The 14712-nt window shown below is 72.7% G+C and carries 14 protein-coding genes, 1 tRNA gene and 1 riboswitch; of the genes, 7 read left to right on the forward strand and 8 right to left on the reverse strand.

The annotated features are described in order from the left end of the window. The first annotated feature begins 7 nt into the window (after nt 1-7). Entirely contained in the window at nt 8-1564 is a 1557-nt protein-coding gene (locus tag ITJ60_RS12740) for a DUF6716 putative glycosyltransferase (protein WP_194648176.1), read from the forward strand. On the opposite strand, the gene ITJ60_RS12745 is transcribed toward ITJ60_RS12740, so the two are convergent. Both ITJ60_RS12745 and ITJ60_RS12750 read right to left on the reverse strand, forming a co-directional pair. After that, nucleotides 1508-1768, reverse strand: a complete 261-nt coding sequence (locus ITJ60_RS12745) for a thioredoxin family protein (protein WP_194648177.1) — start codon at nt 1766-1768, stop codon at nt 1508-1510. The two genes, ITJ60_RS12740 and ITJ60_RS12745, sit on opposite strands and share 57 nt — an antisense overlap. 29 nt (nt 1769-1797) lie before the next feature. Beyond that, nucleotides 1798-2088, reverse strand: a complete 291-nt coding sequence (locus tag ITJ60_RS12750) for an oligoribonuclease (protein WP_194648178.1) — start codon at nt 2086-2088, stop codon at nt 1798-1800. Nucleotides 2089-2159: 71 nt separating this feature from the next. Here ITJ60_RS12750 and ITJ60_RS12755 point away from each other — a divergent pair, with 71 nt between their 5' ends. The 5 genes from ITJ60_RS12755 (at nt 2160) to ITJ60_RS12775 (ending at nt 5921) form a co-directional block, all read left to right on the forward strand. Continuing rightward, nucleotides 2160-2600 carry a MarR family winged helix-turn-helix transcriptional regulator gene (locus ITJ60_RS12755; protein ID WP_123294015.1) on the forward strand — a complete coding sequence of 147 codons (441 nt, stop codon included), beginning with the start codon at nt 2160-2162 and terminating at the stop codon, nt 2598-2600. Beyond that, nucleotides 2597-3838 carry an MFS transporter gene (locus ITJ60_RS12760; protein WP_131878453.1) on the forward strand — a complete coding sequence of 414 codons (1242 nt, stop codon included), beginning with the start codon at nt 2597-2599 and terminating at the stop codon, nt 3836-3838. Before ITJ60_RS12755 ends, ITJ60_RS12760 begins: the two co-directional genes overlap by 4 nt. An 824-nt stretch (nt 3839-4662) precedes the next feature. Continuing rightward, nucleotides 4663-5301, forward strand: coding sequence for an oligoribonuclease (gene orn / locus ITJ60_RS12765; RefSeq protein WP_123294017.1), 639 nt, complete (start codon nt 4663-4665; stop codon nt 5299-5301). 75 nt (nt 5302-5376) lie between these two features. Next, nucleotides 5377-5452 (forward strand) — tRNA-His (locus ITJ60_RS12770). Between the two features lie 124 nt (nt 5453-5576). Further along, nucleotides 5577-5921, forward strand: a complete 345-nt coding sequence (locus ITJ60_RS12775) for a metallopeptidase family protein (RefSeq protein WP_123341128.1) — start codon at nt 5577-5579, stop codon at nt 5919-5921. Nucleotides 5922-6047: 126 nt separating this feature from the next. On the opposite strand, the gene ITJ60_RS12780 is transcribed toward ITJ60_RS12775, so the two are convergent. Both ITJ60_RS12780 and ITJ60_RS12785 read right to left on the reverse strand, forming a co-directional pair. Continuing rightward, nucleotides 6048-7313: an acyl-CoA dehydrogenase family protein gene (locus ITJ60_RS12780; protein WP_194648179.1), complete on the reverse strand. Its 1266-nt coding sequence runs from the start codon at nt 7311-7313 to the stop codon at nt 6048-6050. Then, nucleotides 7310-8743, reverse strand: a complete 1434-nt coding sequence (locus ITJ60_RS12785; protein WP_194648180.1) for an LLM class flavin-dependent oxidoreductase — start codon at nt 8741-8743, stop codon at nt 7310-7312. The genes ITJ60_RS12780 and ITJ60_RS12785 overlap by 4 nt, the downstream gene beginning before the upstream one ends. A 102-nt stretch (nt 8744-8845) precedes the next feature. On the opposite strand from ITJ60_RS12785, the gene ITJ60_RS12790 reads away from it, so the two are divergent. Further along, nucleotides 8846-10216, forward strand: coding sequence for an MFS transporter (locus tag ITJ60_RS12790; RefSeq protein WP_194648181.1), 1371 nt, complete (start codon nt 8846-8848; stop codon nt 10214-10216). Between the two features lie 84 nt (nt 10217-10300). Here ITJ60_RS12790 and ITJ60_RS12795 read toward each other — a convergent pair whose 3' ends face one another. From ITJ60_RS12795 to ITJ60_RS12810, 4 genes are all read right to left on the reverse strand, one after another. Beyond that, on the reverse strand, nt 10301-10933 hold the full coding sequence (locus tag ITJ60_RS12795; protein WP_323749172.1) for an ATP-binding protein: 633 nt from the start codon (nt 10931-10933) through the stop codon (nt 10301-10303). After that, nucleotides 10926-13511 (reverse strand): ATP-binding cassette domain-containing protein, encoded by a 2586-nt coding sequence (locus ITJ60_RS19335; protein ID WP_194648182.1) that lies wholly within the window; start codon nt 13509-13511, stop codon nt 10926-10928. Before ITJ60_RS19335 ends, ITJ60_RS12795 begins: the two co-directional genes overlap by 8 nt. A gap of 2 nt (nt 13512-13513) precedes the next feature. After that, nucleotides 13514-14152: an ECF transporter S component gene (locus ITJ60_RS12805; protein ID WP_123294023.1), complete on the reverse strand. Its 639-nt coding sequence runs from the start codon at nt 14150-14152 to the stop codon at nt 13514-13516. Then, nucleotides 14148-14259: riboswitch (TPP riboswitch) on the reverse strand. (Overlaps the previous gene by 5 nt.) A gap of 99 nt (nt 14260-14358) precedes the next feature. Further along, nucleotides 14359-14679 (reverse strand): hypothetical protein, encoded by a 321-nt coding sequence (locus ITJ60_RS12810; protein ID WP_111086838.1) that lies wholly within the window; start codon nt 14677-14679, stop codon nt 14359-14361. Between the last annotated feature and the right edge of the window lie 33 nt (nt 14680-14712).

A 14712-nucleotide genomic window follows, 5' to 3' on the forward strand; every position in this document is an offset into this window, starting at 1 on the left:
AGACCGCGTGAGCGGAGACCGCGTGAGCGGCCCGGTCGACGAGACCGGCGCCCTGGACGTGCCGGCTGACGGGGGTGCGTCGACCGCCGGACGGGCGGCGCGCCTCCCGTCCGGCCCGTCATCCCGCGGCCGACGTGTGGTCGCCCTGGTCGACACCGACTCGTTCGCCAAGTGGGGCGCCCACCTGCTCGCGGCGGCACCGGCCGGCTGGGACCTCGACCTGCGGACCGTCGCGACGCCGCGTTCGGCCAGCGCGAAGCAGCTGCGCTCGGCGTTCCGCGGGCTCGACGCACGACTCGCGCACCTGCGGGCGACTCCGCCGACGCCGAAGGACGTCGACGCCGTCGTCGAGGAGCTCCGCGTCGATCCGCCCGACGCCGTCCTCGTGTCCCTGATCGGCCCGGTCGCCGAACTCGTCATCGACGAGGTGCACCGCCGGATCCCGGACCGGCCGGTGCTGGTGTCCGGCCTGCCGGGCATCTCGTTCCCGGCGAAGTGGAAGGGCATCTTCTTCCGTGCGCGTGCCGACCTGTTCGTGCTGCACAGCCACCGCGAGGTACGGGCGTACGAGGAGATGGCGACCGAGGGCGGTGTGGAGCCGCACTTCGCGCTCGCCACGCTGCCCTTCGCCCGGAGCTCGACCGCCAGCACGGGCGCGACTGCGAGCGCCAGCACGGGCGCGACTGCGACCGCCAGCACGGGCACGAACACGAACGGTGCACCCGTCCGTGACGCCGTCGTCTTCGCGGCCCAGCCGAGCGTCCCGCTGGAGCGCGTCGACCGGGCCCTCGTCGTGGAGTGGCTCGTCGCGACCGCACGACAGCACCCGGAGTGGCGCGTCGTGATCAAGACCCGCGCGGCCGCCGGCGAACACCAGACGCACCGCGAGGAACACCCCTACCCCGACCTCGTACCGGCCGACGCGCCGCCCAACCTGGTGGTCGAGAGCGGGCCGATGGCCGAACACCTCGACCGTGCGGTGGCCCTCGTGACGATCAGCTCGACGGCGGTGCTCGAAGCGGCCGCACGTGGTGTGCCCGCGCTGACGCTGACGGACTTCGGCATCGGCCGCCACCTCATCAACGAGGTGTTCGTGTCGAGCGGCCTCGAGGGCGACTCGGTCGACCTGGTGGACGGCCGGTTCGGGACGGTCCGCCCGAGCTGGATGCAGGACAACTACTTCCACCCGGCCTCGGACGACGACTGGCAGCGCCGGCTCACCGAGCTCATGGTGCAGCGGGACGCCGGGACGCTCGTCGACCGGGAACCCGCACGCCGCAGCCGGGGCGGGGTACTGCGCCGGGCCTGGGAGCGGAAGAACGCCCTGGGCGGAGCGGACCGCTCGGCGCTGGGCTGGCTCGCGCTCGTGATCGGGGCGCCGATCCGAACGACGAAGCGGCTCGCGCGGAAGGCCAGGGCGCTGGTCGACCCGCCGGAGCCGGTCGTGGTGGCGGCGCCGACGTCGCAGCGGGCAGCGGGCGGCGATGGCGAGGCGGGCGCAGCCGCGTCAGAGGGCCTTGGCGATCGCCAGCAGGAGCTGGTCGCGGGTGGGGACCCCGGGTGAACGGAAGACCTCGGCCCCGTCCTCCCGCCGCACGATGATCGTGGGCGTGGAACGGATGCCGAGGTCCTCTGCGTCGTCGGGGTACGACGCCACGTCGCGTTCGGTCACGGCGAGCCCCGGGACGAGCTCCGAGGCCTCGGCCGACACCCGGCGGGCGGCGGCGCACGGCGCACAGAAGGCGGACGTCCAGAGGTCGAGCTGCATGTGACCGTGCAACGCGGCGGCGCGGGGTTCTACTCCCGGTCGAACTCGCCGCTGCGGTCGCCGCGGTCGGCGAGGTCGTCCACCGGGTCGGACTCCCCCGGCTCGTAGGTGAACTCGACCGAGGTCTGGTCGAGGACCTGACGGGACTTGGTGGCGCGGTAGGTGAAGGCCGTCTGCAGGCCCTCGACGTCGGCGAACACCGTGACCTCGTCGTCCAGCGCGTCGCTCGTCGCGGTGCGGGTTTCGGTCGTGCCGTCGAAGGGTCCGCCGTGGAAGATCGCGGTGTACTCGTCGCCTTCGTGGATGGTGATGTCGCTCATGCATCCCTTCTACCAGGCGGCCCCTGATGCGGTCTGTTGCGCAATGCATAGCATCGCTATATAGTTCAGCTATGGAAACAACGCGCGCGCAGACGATCGAGACGCTCCTCGTCTCCGTCAACCGCCTGATCCGCAGCGCCGCGCAGTCGACGGGCAACACCACGTCGGCAGCGGTCTGGCGCACGCTCGGCATCCTCGAGTCCGACGAGCCGCTCCGGCTCGGTGAACTCGCGGCGGCCTCGCGCGTGGCGCAACCCACGATGACCCGGCTCGTCACGGGCATGCTCGCCGACGGCCTGGTCACGCGGAGCGTCGACCCCGACGACTCCCGCGGCCAGCTCATCGAGATCACCGACGCGGGCCGTGCCCGGCTCACCGCCTGGCGCGCCACGCTCACCGACACGGTCGGCCCGTTGTTCGCCGACCTCACCGACGACGACTGGGATGTGCTGCACCACGCGTCCGTCCTGATCGCCCAGCGCACCACCACCAGAACGGAGACCACCGCGTGAACGCCCACGCACCTGCCGGCCAGTCCGGCTCCATCCTCAAGCAGTCCTCAGCGGTCTGGGCGATCGCCTTCGCCTGCGTCGTCGCCTTCATGGGCATCGGCCTCGTCGACCCGATCCTCCCCGCGATCGCTGGATCGCTGAAGGCGACCCCGGCGCAGACCGAACTGCTCTTCACGAGCTACCTGGCCGTCACCGGCGTCGCGATGTTCTTCACGAGCTGGGTCTCGAGCCGCATCGGCGCGAAGCGCACGCTGCTCATCGGCCTGGCGCTCATCGTCGTGTTCTCGGTCCTCGCCGCGACGTCGAACAGCGTGTGGAGCATCATCGACTTCCGTGCCGGTTGGGGCCTCGGCAACGCGCTCTTCATCTCCACCGCCCTGGCGACCATCGTCGGTGCGGCGTCGGGCGGGACCGCCTCGGCGATCATCCTGTACGAGGCAGCGCTCGGCCTCGGCATCGCCGTCGGCCCGCTCGTCGGCGGGCTGCTCGGGTCGGTCAGCTGGCGCGGCCCGTTCTTCGGGGTCACCACCCTGATGGCCGTCGCGTTCATCGCCATCGTGGCGCTCCTCAAGACCGGCAGCCTCGAGAAGCCCACGCCCACGAAGCTCTCGGCGCCGTTCCGCGCCCTCGGCCGTCCCGCACTCGCCGCACTCGCCGCGACCGCGCTCTTCTACAACATCGGCTTCTTCGTCCTGCTCGCCTACACGCCGTTCCCGCTCGGTTTCGGTGCGCTCGGCATCGGCTTCACGTTCTTCGGCTGGGGCCTCGGTCTCGCGATCACCTCCGTCTGGGTCGCCCCGATGCTCACCGCCCGTCTCCGCAGGACGACGGTGCTGAAGATCGCGCTGCCCCTGCTGGCACTCGACCTCTTCGCCGCGGCCGTCGTCGTGGACTCGCAGGTCGGCCTCATCATCTGCGTCATCATCGGTGGACTCGTGCTCGGTGTGCTGAACACGGTGCTCACCGAGTGCGTCATGGAGGCCACGGACCTGCCCCGCTCGGTCGCCTCGAGCGCCTACTCGGCCGTCCGCTTCATCGGCGGCGCCATCGCCCCGCCCGTCGCGACCCTGCTCGCCGACGCGTACGCCCCCTCGGCCGCGTACGTCTTCGCCGGAGCGTCCGTTGCCGTCGCGTTCGTCGTCATCCTCTGCACCACGAAGGTCCTGCGCCGCGTGGACGACGGTGCCGAGCCGGAGCGCGTCGAGGCCGAGGCGATCGGCGCCGGCGAGATGTCCTAGCCGCACAGCTCACCCGCCCCGCCCCGCCCCGCTGCCGCTTCCGCTTCCGCTTCCGCTTCCGCGAGCGGGCGAAACACCCGGGTGCCTCCCGACGCGGCCCGGGTATTTCGCCCGCTCGCGCTCTGCGCACTGCGCACTGCACGCACGCACGTCCGCCTGCCGTCGTCCGGCTGGCTGGCTGGCTGGCTGGCCGCGAGCGGGCGGAATGTCTGGGTTCCCTGCAACGTAGCCCGGGTATTCCGCCCGCTCGCGCCCTGCGCACTGGGCGCGACCAGCCTGGAGGCGCGGCGCCAGTCCGACGGACCGCCACGGGGCCTCCAGGCGGTCACCACCACGGCCCCCTCACCCTCCCGCCCCGCCCCGTCTTCCGCGAGCGGGCGAAACACCCGGGTGCCGCCCGACGCGGCCCAGGCAATTCGCCCGCTCGCGCTGGCGCGGAGTGGCCAGAGCGCAGGCCCTCCCCAGGGTCTCGCCGAGCGTCTCGCCGAGCGGGCGAAATGTCCGCGTCACCCCGCCGCGCAACCGCGGCATTTCGCCCGCTCGCGGTGCGCGCACTGGACGCGACCAGCCGGGAGGCCCGGCGCCAGCCCGGCGGACCGGCACCGGGCCTCCAGGCCGTCACCACCACGGCCCCACGCGCCTCCGGCACCGCCGCGCCCGCGAGCGGGCGAAACACCCGTGTGCCTCGCGACGCGACCCGGGCATTTCGCCCGCTCGCGGGTTCGGGGGGACGCGACCGCGCACCAGCGGCGGACGCGAGCCCCACACCGGCCGCGCACCACCTGCGCACGGGGCGTGCGCACGCCGGGAATAGGATCGTGCACATGGCAACCGCGAATGACCGCCTCGTCTGGATCGACTGCGAGATGACCGGCCTCGACCTCGAGGTCGACGAACTCGTCGAGGTGGCCGTGGTCATCACCGACTTCGACCTCGAGCCCGTGCACCCCGGATTCGACATCGTGATCAAGCCGGACCAGTCCGCGCTCGACAACATGAACGAGTTCGTGACGAACATGCACGTCACGTCGGGACTCATCGAGGAGATCCCGAACGGCGTCAGCCTGGCGGACGCCGAGTACCAGGTGCTCGAGTACATCCTCGAGCACGTCCCGGCCGAGGGCACCGCCCCCCTGGCCGGCAACACCATCGGCACCGACCGCGCGTTCCTGTCCAAGTACATGCCCCGCGTCGACGGCCACTTGCACTACCGCAGCGTCGACGTGTCGAGCATCAAGGAGCTCTGCCGCCGCTGGTTCCCGCGCGTGTACTTCAACTCGCCGGAGAAGCACGGTGGGCACCGGGCCCTCGCGGACATCCTCGAGTCGATCCGGGAGCTCGAGTACTACCGCCGCGCCGGCTTCGTCGCCGAGCCGGGGCCGACCACCGACGAGGTGCGTGCCGTCCAGGCCGAGGTCGTCGAGAAGTGGGAACCGCGCTTGGCCCAGCCTGCGGCCGAGTGACGACACGGGTGGTCGGCACCGCCCGCAGCATGTACTACTATTGAGTGGTCGCGCCGGTCCGCCGGTGTGTGCATGGTGGATATAGCTCAGTTGGTAGAGCGCCTGGTTGTGGTCTAGGAGGTCGCGGGTTCGAGACCCGTTATTCACCCCAGTCGAGGGAGAGTCCTGTTGCGTGTGACGCAACCGGGGCTCTCCCTCAGTGTTTGTCTGGGCGCCTCCGGCGCCGTGCGGCTTCGCCGCGAGTGGTCAGCGCGGTGTGGGACGATCCCTGCGTGATGGAGATGTCCGCCGACGACTTCGAGCAACTCGTGACCGACGAACTCGACCTGCTCCCCGACGAGATGGTCGACGGGCTCGACAACGTGGTGTTCGTGGTCGAGGACGAGCCGGAGAACGGCGAAGAGCTCTTCGGCGTGTACGACGGCATCGCGGCGACCGAGCGCGGGCAGTACGGCTTCGGTGAGCTGCCCGACCGCATCGTGGTGTTCCGCAAGCAGCACCTGGCCGAGTGCGACACCGTCGAGGAGCTCAAGGACGAGGTGCACACCACCCTCGTGCACGAGATCGGGCACTTCTACGGCATCGACGACGAGCGGCTGCACGAGCTCGGCTGGGCGTAGGCGCCCCGAGACTCGTCGCGCGAGGGCCGAGACTCGGGCTGAGCGACACTGCTCGGCGCTCGGGACGCGAGAAGTGTCGCCCACGCCGAGTCTCGCCGCCGCCGCCCCCGGGCAGCCCCCGCCCCCTCAGAACCGCGTCGGCCCCACCTCGTGGTACTTCTCCCACGCGTCCACCGGCCCCCGCCCGTGCAGCGCGTACTCCCCCACGAGCCGCTCCTTGTAGACGGCCGGGTTGTGCGACGCGACCACGCGGGCGTTCCGCCAGTGCCGGTCGAGCGCCCGGGTGCGGTCGGCAGCGGACGCCCCGCCGACCTCGAACAGTTCAGACGCCGACCGCAGCACCCGCGGCCCGATCTCGACCTGCGCCTGGTAGACCGCGTTCTCGGCGGCGTTCAGCAGCACGTGGTCGACCCCGACCCCGGGCTCGTTCGTCGCGACGACCTGGTCGAGCAGCCCCGCGGCCGCGACGACGAGCGACCGGGCGGTGAACGCCCCGGCGGACAACCGACCGAGGACCGCCAGCACCTGCGGGTCCTCCCCCGGCGTCGCCGCGTTCGCGTGGATGTACGTCCGGGTCCGCGGCCGCACGAAGGCGACCGCATCGTCGGACACCGCCTGTCCGATGCCGGCCAGGACTGCCAGCAGGTACAGCTGGAAGAAGGCCTGGATGTGCGACAGCGGTGCGTCCTTGTACGCCGACACCACGGCGGGGTCGACCGGCACACCCTCGAAGACCGTGGTGCCGGACGCGGTCAGTCGCTGGCCGAACCCGTCCCAGTCGTCGACGCTCGTCACGCCCGGCGCGTCGACCGGCACGGCGAACGTCACGCGGTCGCCCGAGCGGTCCGCCGCCAGGTAGATCCAGTCGGCGTAGAGCGTGCCGGTCGAGTAGAACTTCCGCCCGTCGAGACGGAGGGAATCGCCAGCCGGCGTCACCGTCGTCGAGATGTCGGCCAGGGTCGTCCCGGTCCGCTCCGAGGTCGCGTTCCCCACGATCGCCCCGTCGACGATGCGTTGGAGCCACTCATCCCGTCCGGCCGACGATGGCCGGAGCAGCACGAGTTCGGTGTACCCGAAGTGCCCCCGCCACAGGTGCGCGATGTTCGAGTCCGCGGCCGCCAGGTCCGCCACCAGGTGCAGGAGTTCGACCAGGCTCACGCCGAACCCGCCGCGGTCCTCGGGCACGCGCAGCCGCCCGAACCCGGCGTCGGCGAGTGCGCGGACCTCGGCGTGCGGCAACGGCCGGTCGCCGGGGGTGCCGGAGGCGAGCTCGCGCTCGACCGCTCCCTCGCGGATGGTCGCGAACACGGGTGCGAAGCGTTCGCGCAGGGTCGCCAGACGATCGGCCGGGAGGCCCGTCACCCGTCCGTCGGTCGTCGTCGCGTCCGTCATGCGGTCACCTCCACGGCACGTGCGGCGTCCGCAGGCGCCGCCACGGTCGCGCTCGCGCCGCCCGTGAACGCGCCGCGCCACTGCCGGGCGGGGTGCGAGTCCGGCAGCTGCGGGTGCCCGAAGAGCTTCTCGCGCAAAGTGCCCTCGCGGTACTCGGACTGCATCAACCCACGCTCCTGCAGGGTGGGCGCGATGTGGTCGACGAACTCCTCGTACGAGCCGGGCAGGATCCAGTTGATGACGTTCACCCCGTCGACGCCGACGCGCTGCCAGTCGGCGAGTTCGTCGGCGATCTGGTCGGGCGTGCCGACGACCCGGGCACGGAGCTTGGCGGACAGGCGGGCGAGGTCGGCGATCGTGGGTTCGCGGTCGCCGGCGGCCTCGCGGAGCCACTGCAGGTGCGACTGCCCGGCGTGGGTGCGGACCTCGGACAGCGGGGTGTCCGGGTCGAGGGCCTCGCCGGTGTCCGGGTCGAAGCCGAGGTTCGAATGCACCAGGAAGCCGTCGGCCGCCAGGTACTCGTCGATCTCCGCTTCCTTCGCCTTCGCCTCGGCCTCGGTGGACCCGGTGACGAAGGTCAGCCCGAGGAAGAACGCGATGTCCTCCCGCCGACGCCCGGCTGCCCGGGCGAGGTCGCGGGTCTCGCGGATGAGCTGCTCGGTGGCGTCGCGGTTCGAGGTCAGGATGAACTGGGCCTCGGCGTTCCGTGCGGCGAAGGCCCGACCGGCGGGCGAGGAGCCGGCCTGGAACAGCACCGGCGTCCGCTGCGGGCTCGGCGCGCTCAGGTGCGGCCCTTGCACGTCGTAGCGCTTCCCGTGGTGGTCGATGCGGTGCACCTTGTCGGGGTCGGCGTAGCCACGCACCGGGTCCTTCAGCACGGCGCCGTCCTCCCACGAGCCCTCCCAGAGCTTCGCGCAGACCTCGAGGTACTCCTCGGCCCAGACGTAGCGCTCGTCGTGCTCCTCGAGCCGGTCGGCGCCGAAGTTCCGGGCGGCGCTGTCGAGCGCGCTCGTGACGACGTTCCAGCCGATCCGGCCCCGGGTGATGTGGTCGAGGGTGGAGACCTTGCGGGCGAAGTCGAACGGGTGCGACTGGATGACGCTCGACGTGAACGCCAGGCCGAGGTGCTCGGTCGACACGGCGAGCGCGGAGAGCAACACCGAGGGGTCGTTCGAGGGGATCTGCAGCCCCTCGCGCAGGTTGGTCGAGTAGTCGCCGCGCCCCGGCCCGTAGGTCCCGACGACGTCGGCGAAGAACATCGCGTCGAACTTGCCGCGCTCGAGGGTCTTCGCCAGGTCGGTCCAGAGCGTGACGTCGTCGAAGTCGGCCTGGCGGGCGTCCGGGTGCCGCCAGAGGCCGTGCTGGATGTGCGACGTCGTGTTCATGACGAAGGCCGCGAAGCGCAGCGGTCGGTTCGGTGCATCGCTCATGCACCCCATCGTGGTCGGCGGGCACCGCCCGACGACAGCGACGTGACCTTCCGTTACGCGCGGTGTTCCCCCCGGCCCTGGAGGCGACCATGCTCCTGAGGCATGCCGACCCCGAGCACCGTCACCGCGCCTCCCGGCCGTCCCGCCGCACCGTCGTCCACCGCGACCCGCCGTCGCGTCGCCCTCGCCTCGTTCGTCGGCACGACGGTCGAGTACTACGACTTCTACCTGTACGCGACGGCGTCCGCCCTGGTGTTCGCGCCCACGTTCTTCCCGTCGGTGACGCCCGCGGTCGGGGTGATCGCGTCGTTCGCGACCTACGGGGTCGGCTTCGTCGCACGGCCGCTCGGCGGGGTGATCGCCGGACACCTGGGCGACCGCATCGGACGCAAGAAGCTGCTCGTCGCGTCCCTGGTGCTGATGGGCATCGCGTCGACCCTGATCGGGGTCGTGCCGTCGGCGGCGACCATCGGGGTCGGTGCCGTCGTCGCGCTGGTGTTCCTGCGGCTGCTGCAGGGTGTCGCCGCCGGCGCGGAGTGGGGCGGGTCCGCGCTGCTGTCCGTCGAGCACGCACCCGAACGGCACCGCGGGCTGTTCGGGGCGTTCACGCAGATGGGGTCGGCGGGTGGGATGCTGCTCGCGACCGGCGTGTTCACCCTGGTGCGGTCCATGCTCGGCAACGAGGCGTTCCTGGCCTGGGGGTGGCGGCTGCCGTTCCTGTTCTCCGCGGTGATCGTGGCCGTCGGCCTGGTGATCCGGCTCGGCGTGCAGGACGCGCCGGTGTTCCAGGAGCTGCGGGCCTCCGGCGGGGTCGAACGGTTCCCGGTCTGGCAGGCGATCCGGCACCACCCGCGCGCGATCCTGGTGACCGCCGGACTGCGCCTGGTGCAGCCGGCGCTGTACTCGATCCTGACGACGTACTCACTGACCTACCTCGCGGCCGTACGGGGACCGTCGGGCTCGGACGCCGGGCTGCAGGCGGTGCTCGTCATCTCGGCGGTGTCGCTCGTGTCGACGCCGTTCTGGGGGTGGCTGTCCGACCGGGTGGGACGCCGCGTGCTCACGATCTGGTCGGCCGCCGGCATCGCCGTGCTCATCTGGCCGTTCTTCGCGTTCCTCGACGCCGGGCCGCTCGTGCTGCTGCCGCTCGTGGCGCTGATCGGGATGTGCGTCTTCCACGACAGCATCTACGGGCCGCAGGCAGCCTGGTTCGCGGAGCAGTTCCCGACCGGTCGGCGGTACTCGGGGATGTCGCTCGGGTACCAGATCGGGTCGATCTTCTCCGTCGGGCTGACGCCGTTGCTCGCCGCGGTGTTCGTGGAGCTCGGTGGGGGCTCGCCGTGGATCCTGTGCGGGTACCTCGGGATGTACGCGGTGCTGACCATCGTGGCGGCGGTGTTCGCGGTGGATCCGGTCGCGCGGGGCCGTGCTGCTGCGCGGGGCGGTGCTGCGCGGGGCCGAGTTTCGCGGTGAGCGACAGTTCTCGCGCTCGGGCGTCCGTGAACTGTCGCTCAGCCCGAGACTCGGCGCGGCCAGCCCGAGACTCGGCGCGCCCCGCTACGTCCGCAGCACCACGTCGGCCAGGGACGCCGGGTCCTCGGCGGCGATGAAGTCCTGCTCCTGCGCCGCCCACCGGTCCCACTCGCGAGCGAAGGTGTCGCCGTCGCGGCCGATCGCCCGGTCCCAGCGGACCGCATCGTCGGCCTCGAGCCACACCGCCAACGCGGCCAGCGGCGCCGACGCCCGGGAAACCGCCCCGCAGCCCTCGATCACGATCGGCAGGTCGGGGTCGACCGCGGTCCACTCCGCCGGGCCGTCGGCAACCCAGTCCCACCGGCGGTACCCGCTGGGAGGCCCGAGCACGTCGCGGACCACGGCGTCGGCCGCCGCGCGGAGCCCGTCCCACCCCGGGTAGACGTCGTCGAGGTGCACGACCTGCGCCCCCAGCGCCTGCGCGAGCTGGTTGCCGAGGGTCGTCTTGCCGGTGCCGGAGCGGCCGTCGACGAGCACCACGAGGCGCCCGCCCGATGCCGCCGCAGCACCGGCCGCGGCCGCAGCGAGACCTGCGGCGAGGCCCTCTCCGTTCGCCGGGTGCGCCGGGTCCGCCAGCCCCGTCGGGTCCGCCGGGTCCGCCGGGTCCGCCGGGTCCACCGGGTCCGCCGGGTCCACCGGGTCCGTCGACTCACGCACGCCAGGCCCCCGCTGCCACGGCGACCGCGATCGACGCGACACCGATCCCGACGAGCACCGCGACCATCGCCCACTCCGGCCACGCGAACCGGGCAGCCCGCGCCCACGTGCGTCGCCCGGGAGCCCCGAACCCGCGCGACTCCATCGCCACCGCCAACGTCGTCGCCCGTCGCAGCGCCAGGACCAGCAGCGCGAACGCCATCGACGCCCCGCGCCGCAGCCGCCCGGTGTCAGCAAGACCCCGCGCACGCCGCGCCATCGCGAGCTGCCGCCAGTCGTCCACCAGCAGCGTCATCATCCGGATGGCCGCGAGTGCCCCGAGCACGAACCGTGCCGGCAGCCGCAGCACCTGCGCGAGCCCGTCGGCCAGGTCGGTCGGGTCGACGCGGATGAACAACGCGACCGCGGGCAGCCCCACCGCGAGCACGCGGAGCGCCGTCGCCAACGCGAGCGTGAGCGACCCGTCCGTGACGTGGGCGAACCCGAAGTCGAACCACTCCCGTCCGGAGGGCCGCCCGTACAGCGCGATGCTCACCGCCGTGAGCGGCATGGCCACCAGGATCGGTGACACCCGCAGCAGCAGGGTCCGCGCCGGCAGCCGCAGGAGGGGCAGCAGGGCGAGCTCGAGCGCGAGGGCGACGGCTGCGGACACGACGTCCAGGCTGAGCACGAGGCACACGCCGAGCGCGAGGACGCCGACGAGCGAGGCCACCGGTTGGACAGCGCGGACACCGCGGTGGTGGTCTGTCGGGTCGGTGGCGGTCGTCGCGTCGGCTCGGCCTGGAGGCGCGGTTCGGCCCGTCGACGTCGGCCCCGTCTCCGGGGTGGTCGCCGTAGCACCCCCCTGGTCGCCGTCCACACGCCGGGCGCCGTCCGCCGCGAGCACGACCTCGTCGGCGTCGAGCGCCCGGATGAGGTCGCGGTCGTGCGTGACGGCGACGATGGTGGTGCCGGCGTCGGCGAGCGCTCCGAGGTGCCGGACGACCGCGTCCCAGGTGGACCGGTCCTGCCCGGAGGTCGGTTCGTCGAGCACGACGACCGGCGGCCGCGCAGCGACGACCGCGGCGATGGCGAGCCGTCGCTGCTCGCCGCCGGACAGCGTGAACGGGTTGGCGTCGGCGAGGTGGCCGAGGCCGAACTCGCCGAGGAGCACGTCCGCCCAGCCAGCGACGTCCGGAACGCCGATCGCGCGGGGGCCGGCCTCGACCTCCTCGCGGACGGAGCCGGCGACGAACTGGTGCTCGGGGTCCTGGAAGACGGTGCCGATGCGGGCGGCGAGTTCGCGGCTCGACCACGTGTGCGGCGCCGGCGGGACGCCAGCGGCGAGGTCCGTCGTGGCGGCGAGCTCTCCCGCGGCCGGAGGCAGGAGCCCCGCGAGCGTGAGGCCGAGCGTCGACTTGCCGATGCCGTTCGGCCCCGTGATCGCCAGGACCTGTCCGGCTCGGAGTTCGAGGTCGATCCCGCTGCCCACCCGCTGTCGCTTGCCCCGTGCGGTCCCGAGGTCCCGCGCTTCGAGCAGCGCGCCCGCCCCAGTGCCCGCCCCCGCCCCGACGCCCGCGCCCGCCCCCTCGCCGAGCGGGCGAAATGCCGCGGTCCCCCCGGCAGCCGACCCGGGCATTTCGCCCGTTCGCGCAGCCGCACGGAACTCGTCGCCCGCCACCTCGCCCGCCCCCTCGCCGAGCGGGCGAAATGCCGCGGTCCCCCCGGCAGCCGACGCGGGCATTTCGCCCGTTCGCGCAGCCGCACGGATCCGCCCGCGGGCCGCGCCACGCTCGGGCTCGGCGCCGGGCACCCACACCCCGGCCGCGGTGAGCGCTGCGCCGTGACGCGCGAGCACCTCGGCAGGCGCGCCGTCCGCGACGACCCCGCCGCCGGGTTCGAGCAGCACGAGTCGGTCGACCAGGTCGAGCCAAGTGCCGATCCGGTGCTCCACCACGAGCAGGGTCGCCCCCGACTCGTCGAGCAGTGCGCGGACGGCGTCGTGCACCTGGGCCACGCCGACCGGGTCGAGGTTCGCGCAGGGTTCGTCGAGCACGAGGGCTCCCGGACGCATCGCGAGCACCCCGGCGAGCGCGAGTCGTTGCCGCTGGCCGCCGGAGAGCATCGCGGTCGACCGGTCGAGCGGCAGGTCGAGCCCGACGACCGCGAGCGCCGACCGCACCCGTGCCCAGGTCTCGTCGCGCGGGACGCCGAGGTTCTCGCACCCGAAGGCCACGTCGTCGCCGATCCGTGACATCACGGTGTGCGCCTCGGGGTCCTGCATGACGAGGCCGACACGCCCGCGGACCGCGCGGGGGTCGGCACCGTCGACCAGGACCGAGCCCTGCACGGAAGCAGCGGTGTCGTCGGTGGGGTCGGGTTCGTCGGGCAGCACGGCGGCCACTGCCCGGAGCAGCGTCGACTTGCCGGAGCCGGACGGCCCGACGATCGCGACCCGCTCCCCCGGCTCGACGGTCAGGTCGACGCCACGGACGGCCCACTCGGCGCGTTCGGGGTAGCGCCACCCCCAGTCGCGGAACGCGATGCGCGCGGCGCGCACGCCGACGACGTCCGGGGACGTCGACGACGGAGCGGACACCGTCACACCAGTTCGCGCGGCCGACGCCGGCTGTGCTCCCGGCCGGCAGCGAACGAGGACAGCACACCGGTGCGGGCGAGCGCGCGGACGACCAACCACGAGCCGGCGCCCGCGATCACCGCACCGGACACGATCGCGCACACGACGTAGACGACCTTGAACGCGGCGTCGAGACCCGGGTACCACAGCACGGTGTCGTTGATGCCGAGCGCGAGACCGGCTGCGGCGCCCGCCAGGACGACGACCGGCAGCCGGTACACGCGGTACAGGAAGAGTGCGAGGACGATCTCGGCACCGAGTCCCTGGACCAGTCCGGCCTCGAGCGTCAGCCACCCCCACTGCGTGCCGAACAGTGCCTCGACGGACGCGGCGACCATCTCGCCGTAGAGCGCAGCGCCGGGCTTGCGGACGACGATCGCGACGAGCGGCCCGGCGAGCAACCACACCCCGCCGAACAGGGCCTTCGTCCCCGGGAGGACGAGGTCCATGACGGCGCTGATGGGTTCGTAGCCGAACTCCCACAGCCGGAAGACGACGCCGAGCGCCACCGCGAGCACGCTCGCGACGACGATGTCGACGACCCGCCAGCGCAGCGATCGCCGCGGGGCGGTGTGGACGGTTGATGACGTGCCAGAAGACATGGTGCTGGACTCCTCCCTGCGCCGGCATGATCCGGATCAGGTTCGACGGTCGGAGCGCCACTCGCTCCCTCTCAGCCCGGCGGTCCCGGACTCCCGTGTGTGTCCCAGCAGTCTAGACGTGGTCGCGACCGCGTGACGGGTCGCGACCACACATCGGACGGGAGGCCCGTGGCGGGTCCGCCACGGGCCTCCCGTCCGATGTGTCGCTACTTCTTCAGGACGCGCACCAGTTTGCGGAGCACGGTGCCGGTCACCCAGACGAGCGGGATGCTCACCGCGACGAGCGAGATGAGGTTCGGCTCGAACTCGAGGTCCTTGCCGGGGCGACGGATGTACGCGCCGACCGGGATCGACGCGCCGCCGCCACCGCCGCCGCCGTTCTCGTCGTCCCCGCCGCCCCCGAAGCCGAACCAGCCGAGGGACACGGGGATGAGGGTCTGGTCGCCGACCTCGACGGGGTCTCCGTAGTTCGTGGAGACGCCGATCGGGCGTACCTTGTCTGCGATCTGCGTGACGATGTTGGCCATGCGCGCGACGCTACTCGCCCGTTCCTCCACAGG

The organism is Curtobacterium sp. VKM Ac-2884 (assembly GCF_015350945.1).
Lineage (GTDB): Bacteria > Actinomycetota > Actinomycetes > Actinomycetales > Microbacteriaceae > Curtobacterium.

Coding starts and splice junctions, on each gene's coding strand:
- ITJ60_RS12745 (WP_194648177.1), bottom strand. CDS start 1,768: ATGCAGCTCGACCTCTGGACGTCCGCCTTCTGTGCGCCGTGCGCCGCC.
- ITJ60_RS12750 (WP_194648178.1), bottom strand. CDS start 2,088: ATGAGCGACATCACCATCCACGAAGGCGACGAGTACACCGCGATCTTC.
- ITJ60_RS12755 (WP_123294015.1), top strand. CDS start 2,160: ATGGAAACAACGCGCGCGCAGACGATCGAGACGCTCCTCGTCTCCGTC.
- orn (WP_123294017.1), top strand. CDS start 4,663: ATGGCAACCGCGAATGACCGCCTCGTCTGGATCGACTGCGAGATGACC.
- ITJ60_RS12775 (WP_123341128.1), top strand. CDS start 5,577: ATGGAGATGTCCGCCGACGACTTCGAGCAACTCGTGACCGACGAACTC.
- ITJ60_RS12780 (WP_194648179.1), bottom strand. CDS start 7,313: ATGACGGACGCGACGACGACCGACGGACGGGTGACGGGCCTCCCGGCC.
- ITJ60_RS12785 (WP_194648180.1), bottom strand. CDS start 8,743: ATGAGCGATGCACCGAACCGACCGCTGCGCTTCGCGGCCTTCGTCATG.
- ITJ60_RS12790 (WP_194648181.1), top strand. CDS start 8,846: ATGCCGACCCCGAGCACCGTCACCGCGCCTCCCGGCCGTCCCGCCGCA.
- ITJ60_RS12805 (WP_123294023.1), bottom strand. CDS start 14,152: ATGTCTTCTGGCACGTCATCAACCGTCCACACCGCCCCGCGGCGATCG.
- ITJ60_RS12810 (WP_111086838.1), bottom strand. CDS start 14,679: ATGGCCAACATCGTCACGCAGATCGCAGACAAGGTACGCCCGATCGGC.